Source organism: Streptomyces sp. MA5143a (genome assembly GCF_900290235.1).
Taxonomy (GTDB): Bacteria; Actinomycetota; Actinomycetes; order Streptomycetales; family Streptomycetaceae; genus Streptomyces.
In genome coordinates, this window is the sequence record NZ_OLMK01000081.1 from 1 (window position 1) to 3,894 (window position 3,894).

5 protein-coding genes and 1 pseudogene are annotated in these 3,894 nt (G+C 70.0%); 1 reads left to right on the plus strand and 5 read right to left on the minus strand.

Annotated features, from left to right (window positions below):
• Window positions 1-74 precede the first annotated feature (74 nt).
• The 5 genes from SMA5143A_RS31345 to SMA5143A_RS31365 all read right to left on the minus strand — a co-directional run bounded on the left by SMA5143A_RS31345 (window position 75) and on the right by SMA5143A_RS31365 (window position 3,709).
• Window positions 75-257: a hypothetical protein gene (locus SMA5143A_RS31345; protein ID WP_013002339.1), complete on the minus strand. Its 183-nt coding sequence runs from the start codon at window positions 255-257 to the stop codon at window positions 75-77.
• 20 nt (window positions 258-277) lie between these two features.
• Complete coding sequence (locus SMA5143A_RS31350) at window positions 278-931, minus strand: DUF2637 domain-containing protein (RefSeq protein ID WP_107466232.1); 654 nt, start codon at window positions 929-931, stop codon at window positions 278-280.
• Between the two features lie 88 nt (window positions 932-1,019).
• Complete coding sequence (locus SMA5143A_RS31355; RefSeq protein WP_107466233.1) at window positions 1,020-2,396, minus strand: FtsK/SpoIIIE domain-containing protein; 1,377 nt, start codon at window positions 2,394-2,396, stop codon at window positions 1,020-1,022.
• Entirely contained in the window at window positions 2,396-2,752 is a 357-nt protein-coding gene (locus tag SMA5143A_RS31360; RefSeq protein ID WP_107466234.1) for an SCO3933 family regulatory protein, read from the minus strand. The genes SMA5143A_RS31355 and SMA5143A_RS31360 overlap by 1 nt, the downstream gene beginning before the upstream one ends.
• 168 nt (window positions 2,753-2,920) lie before the next feature.
• Window positions 2,921-3,709: a GntR family transcriptional regulator gene (locus SMA5143A_RS31365; protein WP_107466235.1), complete on the minus strand. Its 789-nt coding sequence runs from the start codon at window positions 3,707-3,709 to the stop codon at window positions 2,921-2,923.
• A 26-nt stretch (window positions 3,710-3,735) separates the two neighbouring features.
• Between SMA5143A_RS31365 and SMA5143A_RS44205 the strand changes: the two are divergent.
• Window positions 3,736-3,894, plus strand: a pseudogene (locus tag SMA5143A_RS44205) (NUDIX hydrolase); the annotation flags it as partial.

Genomic DNA, 3,894 nt, shown 5'->3' on the forward strand with positions numbered 1-3,894 from the left:
GCGGCCCCGGCCGTCGTAGGACGTGGCGACCTGGACGGGGCCGATGCGGACGAGGTTGTGGAAGCGGCGGGACATCAGAGGTCGTCCTCTCCGGTGAAGTCGTGGGCGTGATCGGTGAGCCACTGCTCGATCTCTCGGTGTTCGTTGGGGGTGGCCCGCTTGATTGCGGCTTCGGCGAGGGCCACGGCGTCGACGAGCCGGTTGTCACGGGTCAGCTCGGCGGAGCGCTCCAGGGCCGACTGGATAAAGGGGCGCATGGTGTTGGTCTCCTCGTCTGTCAGGTGAGGTGGGCGGCGATGGCTTCGGCCATGGGCGCGGGGACGCCGAGGCGGGCGCGGAGAGTCGGGACGTCGATCGGTGCTCCCGTCCGGGTGTGGTGTTCGGCGGCGACCTTGCGGGCGTGTTCGACGAGGGCGGCCGGGACGGCGACGGCGGGCCGCTCGGGCGGCGGTGGCTCGATGGCCGGTGGTGTCGGCGGCAGTTCCTCGGGGGCGAGTTCGGGCGCGTCCTCCTGGTCCACGGTGTCGTCCGTGTCCCCGGGACCCTTGTGGCCTGCGTCGGCTGTCGCGGGGGTGGTGTGGGCGAGGAGGGTTCCGCCGAGGAAGGCGACGGCGGGCCAGCCCGCGACGAGGATGCGCAGCCAGGCCGGGACGTTGTCGAGGTCCAGGAGGCCGGCGGTGGCGACGTTCGCTCCGAGCGAGGCGGCGAGGGCGATGACGAACCAGCACCACCCGGCCGCTTTCGCCTCACCGGAGCGCAGTCGGCGCCAGGCGGCGACGAGCAGCAGGTCGACCGAGACCGGGTAGGCCCACGCCTTCCAGCCGTCCTGTCCGGCCGCCGAGGCGATGTCGTGCAGGTGGGCGAAGGACAGCGCGGCGGCGATGAGCGCCTGGACGAGCACCGCGTCGACACGGGCCAGTTGGGCGCGCATGGTGCGGCTCCTTTCGGATTCAGGCATGGCAGGGGTAGGGAGTTGGCGCGAGGCGGTCACGCCGACCGGGGTGAGGGGTGGGCGAAGGTCAGTCGGTCACCGGGTGCGGCTGCACTGCCGGGGCCGAGGTCTCGGCGGGCCGTACGGGGGTGTCGGGGCGGAAGGGCTTGAGGGCGGGCAGTTCGGGCACCAAGTGGGCCGCCTCCCGGCAGATCTCGGCAGCGTCTCCGAGGGACAGGTACGGCGTGCGGATGCGGGACCAGCCGCCGGAGGTATCACCGGCCACGGCCAGGCCCGGCAGCTCGGGAGCGATGGCGCAGGCGGCGAAGACCGCTTCTGGGGCGATGTCGCCGAGGGCCATCTTCGCGGAGGCTTCGTCGTTGACGCGGTGGCAGACGCGGCCGGTGAGCTGGGCTCGGAGCATGGTGGCGCCCTTGCCTAGTTCGGCGCCGAAGCGCTGCCCGCACACCTCCAGGTAGATCCCGGCGGCGCGGCCGAGCTGGGCGAGCCGGATGAGCTGGGTGACCATCTCGTCCCGGCGTTCCTCGTCCTTCTTCGAGGCGACGAGGAAGAGTTCGGCCACCTCGTCGACGAACAGCACGATCGGCACCGGGCGTTCGCTGTCGGGCAGGCCCCAGATGTCGGAGGTGATCTCCTCGTCGGGAGTGCCGGAGGCGATGCCCTGGCGAGCCTTGATCAGGTCGTATCGGTCCTCCATCTCCTTGATGAGCACAGGCAGCAGCTCGGCAGCTTCGTCGGGATCGGTGGCGAGGGCGGAGAGCCGTGAGGCGAACGGCGCCAGCTCCACACCGCGCTTGCAGTCGATGCCGACCAGGGCGACGGACTGCCGGGCGAGTCCGGTGATCAGATGCCGCAGGTACATGGACTTACCCGACAGCGTGGCGCCGAGGGTGAGTTGGTGCGGAATGGTGCGGTAGTCGCGTACGAAGGGAGTGGCGTCCTCCCGCAGTGCTACAGGCACCTTGAGGAGTTCGGCGGTGGCTTTGCGTGGCATCCGTACGTTCCGCAGCACGTCGAAGCCGACGAGGCGCAGTTCGACCACGCCCGGCTTGACGGTCGTCACGTACACGGCGTGCACGCCCCAGGCATGCCGCAGCCGCTCGGCCGAGGCGGCGACGTCGGCGGGTTCCTGCCCGGGGGCGAGCCGGAGGCGGAGCCGCAGCCCGGTCGAGGTGGGCCGGATGATGCCCCGCCGAGGCGGTACCGGCCGGACCTCCCGGCGAGTGGTGGCCTTGACGGCGAGGACCCGCAGCCGGGACGGCGCCACGGTCAGCCCGCACGCCTCCATGACCGAGCCGTAGGAGCCGAGGAGGCGGGCGGTGGATATCGGCAGGCCGACCGTGGGCCAGTACACGCGGGGGTGCTTGGCCCGGGTGTAGGCAGCCCCGCCGCCGAGCGCGGCGACAGGACCACCCGCCTCCAGAAGTGTCACCAGATCGGACATCAGGCGGTGGCCCCCATGGCGGCCGGGAAGGCGGCCGGAGTCACGGCGGCGGCGCGGAAGGCGATGCCGTGACGCTGCTGCCCGTTGAACACCGACTCCCACGGCCGGGCGACCAGCCCCGGCAGCGAGACCGGCGCCCCCAGGGCCAGCCCTTCGGCCACACCGCCTTCCGGCACGGTGACCTTGATCAGCGACGACTCGCCGTCCTCGATGTAGACGACGCCGATCGTCATCAGCGCCTCACCGCTGACGGCGTCCTTGGCGATCTCGCCCGTCTGCCGGTCCCGGACCTTGGGCTCGGGAGCCTCCGTCAGCAGGATCGTCGCGGCCGAGGTCTCAACACGAATGGTGCGCAAGGCAGTTCACCCATCTACTCGTCTATACGTGATGCGATCTGTGAACCCGATCTCCGGGCTCATGCGGACCACCCTGCCACACCACTTGCCCACTCGTCTATACGAGTATGCCTGTTGGGGTGTACGAGTCGGAGAAGCGTCCCCCGCGCACCACCGCAAATCACCTCATCACGTCGCCGGAAGCTGATACGACAGCACGTACGCGTCCGCCGCCATGACCGTGTCGCAGACCTCCACGGCCCGACCGTCGGCGTCGAAGGCGGTACGGATCAGGTGGATCACCGGCACACCGGAAGCCAGCCGGAGCGTCTTCACCTCGGCCGGTGAAGGCATCCGGGCGCGAATCTCCTCCTCGAAGTGGTCGAGGCGGTGGCCCAGCTCTTCGAGGCGGGCGTAGATGCCGCCGGGCCCGGGGTTCGGCTCAGCAATCGGCGTACCGCGCGCGATGTCGAGCGGGAGATACGAGGTGGCGAACTCGACCGGCCGCCCGTCGAGGAGATACCGGCGCCGACGAGCCAGCACCCGCCGCACCGAGCCAAGCCGTGTCGAGACGTCCTGACTGGCCTTCTCTTCCTTGACCTCAAGGCTGTCGACCTGGGGGTGACTGCCGGCGGCGTTGGCTTCGACGATGAAGGCCGCCTTGCCCTGCTCGCGGTGGCGCCGGGCGAACCGGTCCGAGGCGAGTCGCCGCACGGGCGGCCGGGGCCGGACGAAGACGCCCTTGCCGTGCTCGGCGTGCACGAGCCCTTCGCCCTGGAGGACGGAGAAGGAGTTGCGGACCGTCATCCGGGATACCCCGTAGTGGTCAACAAGCTCGGCTTCCGAGGGCAGTTTTTCACCCTCCTTGAACCGCCCACGGTCGATGGCCTCGCGCAACTGGTCGGCGATCTGCCGAAAGACCGCACGATCACTCGTGGGGTCGAGATCACCGAGGAAGCCGGAAGGAAGAGAGGGCACGTGTACTCCTTTAGATATCTAGACGAGTGGGCGATTGTTGTTGCTACGGTGGAGAGCCTAGCCAGCCGAGAGGGCCGAGGAACGTGAGCACTGACCGTCCGCACTCCGTGAGCGTCGCCGGAGTCATCGTCGACGACCAGGGCCGGGCCCTCTTGATCAAACGCCGTGACAACGGCAAGTGGGAA